1 protein-coding gene is annotated in these 5,215 nt (G+C 74.0%); it reads left to right on the top strand.

Annotated features, from left to right (window positions below):
- Positions 1-5,215 (top strand): type I polyketide synthase (locus E4099_RS28710; RefSeq protein ID WP_135342043.1); only part of this gene is annotated, 5,215 nt, incomplete at both ends.

Genomic DNA, 5,215 nt, shown 5'->3' with positions numbered 1-5,215 from the left:
ACCCCGACCACCCCACCACCACCTACACCCGACACGGCGGCTTCCTCCACAACGCCGACACCTTCGACGCACCCTTCTTCAACATCAGCCCCCGCGAAGCACTCGCCATGGACCCCCAACAACGCCTCCTCCTCGAAACCTCCTGGCACCTCCTCGAAAACGCCCACATCGACCCCACCACCCTCAAAGGCACACCCACCGGCGTCTACATCGGCGCCGGTGTGCCCGGGTTCGGCACCCCGCACATCGAGCGGAGCGCCGAGGGGTTCCTGTTGACGGGCAACGCGCTCAGCGTGGTCTCGGGCCGGGTGGCCTTCACCCTGGGGCTGGAGGGGCCCGCGGTGACGGTGGACACGGCGTGCTCCTCCTCGCTGGTGGCGATGCACCTGGCGAGCCAGGCGCTGCGGCAGGGCGAGTGCACTCTGGCGCTGGCCGGCGGGGTCACCGTGATGTCCACCCCGAACGTGATCGTGGAGTTCTCGCGGCAGCGGGGGCTGGCCCCGGACGGCCGCTGCAAGCCCTTCGCCGCCGCGGCCGACGGCACCAGCTTCTCCGAAGGCGTCGGCCTGGTCCTGCTGGAACGACTCTCCGACGCCCGGCGCAACGGCCACCAGATCCTCGCCGTCATCCGCGGCTCCGCCGTCAACCAGGACGGCGCCAGCAACGGCCTCTCCGCCCCCAACGGGCCCTCCCAGCAGCGGGTGATCCGCCAGGCGCTGGCCAACGCCGGGTTGGCCGCGGCCGAGGTGGACGCGGTGGAGGCGCACGGCACCGGCACCACCCTGGGCGACCCCATCGAGGCCGAGGCACTGATCGCCACCTATGGGGCGGAGCGGCCGGCCGACCGGCCGCTGTGGCTGGGGTCGATCAAGTCGAACATCGGTCATGCCCAGGGGGCCGCCGGCGCGGCCGGGGTGATCAAGATGGTGCTGGCCCTGCGGCACGGGCTGCTGCCGGCCACCATCAACATCGACGAGCCCTCCCAGCACGTGGACTGGAGCGGGGACACGGTACGGCTGCTGACCGAGGACGTCGCCTGGCCGGCGGGCGGCACCCCGCGTCGGGCGGGGGTGTCCGCGTTCGGCATCTCCGGAACCAACGCCCATCTGATCCTGGAGGAGGCCCCCGAGGCGCCGTCGCGGCAGGCCCTGCCGCTGCCCGCGGAATCCACCGGTTCCGCGGCCGAGAGCCGGGAGCCATGGGCCGGGGTGACGCCATGGGTGCTCTCCTCCCGTACCGAGGCCGGTCTCAGGGAACAGGCGCGGCTGCTGGCCGAGGCGCTCCAGGGCGTGCCGGACGCTGGGTCGCCCGCCGAGGTGGCCTGGTCGCTGATCAGCACCCGGGCGGAGTTCGAGCACCGGGCGGTGGTGCTGGGCACCGCCCGAGAGGAACTGCTGGCCGCCCTGGGCTCGCTGGCGGACGGTGTGCCCAGCCCTGATGTGGTGGGTGGCGCGCCCGGCGCCGCCGCCCAGGGCCCCGTACTGGTCTTCCCCGGGCAGGGCTCGCAGTGGGCCGGGATGGGCGGGGAACTGCTGGACTCGTCCCCGGTCTTCGCCGCCCGGATCGCCGAGTGCGAGCAGGCCCTGGCCCCCTACGTGGACTGGTCCCTGACCGAGGTCCTGCGCGGCACCGGGAGCGCCGCCGACCTCACCCGGGTCGACGTGGTCCAGCCGGCGCTGTGGGCCGTGATGGTCTCCCTCGCCGCCCTCTGGCACAGCTTCGGCATCACACCCGCCGCCGTCGTCGGCCACTCACAGGGCGAGATCGCCGCCGCCTGCGTCGCCGGAGCACTCTCCCTCGACGACGGCGCCCGAGTCGTGGCCCTGCGCAGCCAAGCCCTCCGCGCCCTCTCCGGCCACGGCACCATGGCCTCCCTGGGCATCGGCGAGCAGGAAACCACCCAACTCCTGACCGCACTGGGCGAGCAGGCCCCCGACGTCTCCCTCGCCGCCGTCAACGGACCCTCATCGACCGTCATCTCCGGCACCCCGGAACAGGTCGAGGCGGTCGTCACGGCGTGCCGGGAGCGCGGGGCACGGGCCCGACTGATCGAGGTCGACTACGCCTCGCACGGGCCCCAGGTCGACCGGCTCGCCGATGAGCTGGCATCCCGGCTGCGCGGGGTACGGCCCACCGGCAGCGATATCGCGTTCTGTTCCACGGTGACCGGTGAACGCTTCGATCCGGCCGGGCTGGACGCGGAGTACTGGTTCACCAATCTCCGCCGTCCGGTGCGCTTCGCGGAAGCCGTCGAGTCGCTGCTCGACGCGGGGCACCGGGTGTTCATCGAGGCCAGCCCGCATCCGGTGCTGACGGTGGGCATGCAGGAGTGCTTCGAGGCGGCCGGGACCGCGGCGCTGGCCGTGCCGACGCTGCGCCGGGACGCCGGCGGGCCGCGGCAGCTGGCCCATGCCCTGGCGCAGGCCCATACGGCGGGGGTGTCCGTCGACTGGCGGGCCTGGTTCCCAGACGACCGGACGCCTCGCGTGATCGAGCTGCCCGGGTACGCGTTCCAGCGCGAGCGGTACTGGACGGCCGCCGCCCGCACGGTCGGCGACATCAGCGCCGCCGGGCTGCGACCGGTGGCCCATCCGCTGCTCTCCGCCGCCGAGGGGCTGGCCGATGGCGGCCTGCTGCTCACCGGTCTGCTTCCGGCGGTGGAGCACGCGGGCTGGCTGGCGGAACACGAGGTCGCGGGCGTGGTCCTGCTGCCGGGCGCGGCCCTGGTGGAGTGGGCGCTGCGGATGGCCGACGAGGCGGGCGCGGGCGAGGTGGAGTCGCTCACCCTGCAACTGCCGCTGGTCCTGTCCTCCTCCGCCGACCTGCGGATCCAGCTGGTGGCTGGCGCGCCGGACGAGTCGGGCCGCCGCGAGCTGGGGGTCTACTCCCGCCCCGCCCTCGACTCCCCGGAGTCGACGGGCGACTGGACCTGCCACGCCACCGGCACGCTGGCGCCCCCGGCAGCCCGGGCGGGGGAGTCGCTGGCGCAGTGGCCGCCGGCCGGCGCCGAACCGGTCGATGTCACCGACCTCTACACCCGTGCCGCGGACGCCGGCTACCACTACGGCCCGGCGTTCCAGGGCGTCCGGGCGGCCTGGCGGTCCGGCGGTGAACTCTTCGCCGAGGTCGAGCTGCCCCAGCCGGCCGAGGCGCAGACCGGCGGCCAGGACGGCAGCGGCAGCGGGTTCGGGATCCACCCCGCCCTGCTGGACGCCGCGCTGCACCCCGTGCTGCTGGCCGAGGAGACGGGCGAACCCGACGCCGGGGAAGCGCTGTGGCTGCCGTTCTCCTGGACCGGGGTGTCCCTGCACGCCACCGGCGCGACCACGGTACGGGTCCGACTCCAGCCCCGCGAACCGCACGGCAGCGGGGTCCGCGAGCTGTCCCTCACGGTGGCCGACACGGTCGGCGCCCCGGTGCTGAGCGTGGAGTCCCTCGCGATGCGCCCCGCCGACAGCACCCGGCTGACGGCCGCCCGCCGGAACTCCGGGGACGGCCTGTTCACGGTGGAGTGGACACCGCTGCCACGGTCGGTGCCCGCGCCCGAGCCGGGCACCCCGGGCCAGCACGACTGGGCCGTACTCGGCACCCCCCTCCGTCGCTCGCCGATCCCCTCCCCGGCAGGCCGATCGGACGCACCGTGCCATGCCGATCTGCCCGCGCTCCTCGCGGCCCTCGGCGACGGAGGCCCCGCGCCCGCCGTCGTCCTCACCACCGCACCACCGATCGCCGACGACGCCGGGGCCGAGGGAGCCGCTCGCGACGTCGAGCAGGACATCACGGAGACCGGGGCGGGCCCCAGGAGGGCTCTCGCCGCCGTACAGCACATGCTCGACCTGGTGCGGAACTGGCTGGCCGAGCCCCGGCTGCTGGACGCCCGGCTGGTCATCGTCACCCGGGGCGGGGTGGTGTACGGCGACGACGCCCCGCCCGTCGATCCGGCCGCCGCCGCGGTGTGGGGCCTGATCCGCAGCGCCCAGATGGAGCATCCGGGCCGGTTCACCCTGGTCGACATCGACCCCGCCACCGATGCCGAACCCGAGACGGGTGCCGAGGCGGACCGAGCCCTGGCCGACGCCGTCCGCCGGGCCATCGACGCCGATGAACCACAGTTGGCCATCCGCTCCGGGCTGGCGCTGATCCCCCGGCTGGTGCGTGCGGTGCCGGCGCCCGACGCCCCGGGGCCCGATCTGACCGGCGGTACGGTCCTGATCTCCGGTGGCACCGGCGTACTGGGCAGCCTGGTCGCCGAACACCTGGCACGCACCCACCACACCCCCCGCCTCCTCCTCCTCTCCCGCCAGGGCGCCGACGCCCCCGGCGCCACCGAACTCCGCCAACGCCTGGAAGACACCGGCACCCAGGTCGACATAGCCGCCGTGGACGTCACCGACCACACGGCCCTCACCGACACCCTGGCCACCATCCCCGCCGAACACCCCCTCATCGGCGTCATCCACACCGCAGGCGTCCTGGACGACGGACTCATCGACTCCTGGACCACCGAACGACTCACCCACATCTGGGCACCCAAAGCCACCGGCGCCTGGAACCTCCACCACCTCACCCAGCACCTACCGCTGAAGACCTTCACCGTCTTCTCCTCAGCCGCAGGCGTCCTGGGCAACCCCGGCCAAACCGGCTACGCCGCCGCCAACGCCTACACCGACGCCCTGATGACCCACCGCTCCACAACAGGCCTCCCCGGCCTCTCCCTGGCCTGGTCCCTCTGGGAACAGACCTCCACCATGACCCAGCACCTCACCCACACCGACCTGACCCGACTCACCACCCTGGGCATGCGCCCCCTCACCACCCCACACGCCCTCACCCTCCTGGACACCGCACTCACCCACACCCCACCCCTCCTGGTCGCCGCCGACCTCGACACCACCCGACTCGACGCGGCCGGCCCCGCCATGCTGCGCGCCCTGGTCCGACCCAGCCGGCGCCGCGCCGCGGACGGCCGGCACACCGGCCCCGCCCTCACCACCCGCCTGGCAGCACTGGACCAGCACAACCGCCACGAGCTACTGCTGGAGACCGTCCGCGGCACCGCCGCCCTCGTCCTCGGCCACACCACCCCCGACGCCATCCAGCCCCAGGCCGCGTTCAAGGAACTGGGCTTCGACTCCCTCACCGCCGTCGAACTCCGCAACCAACTGGCCACCGCCACCGGCCTGCGCCTCCCCGCCACCCTGGTCTTCGACTACCC

Source organism: Streptomyces palmae (genome assembly GCF_004684805.1).
GTDB classification, from domain to species: Bacteria; Actinomycetota; Actinomycetes; order Streptomycetales; family Streptomycetaceae; genus Streptomyces; species Streptomyces palmae.
This window is presented reverse-complemented; position numbering and strand designations above follow the sequence as displayed.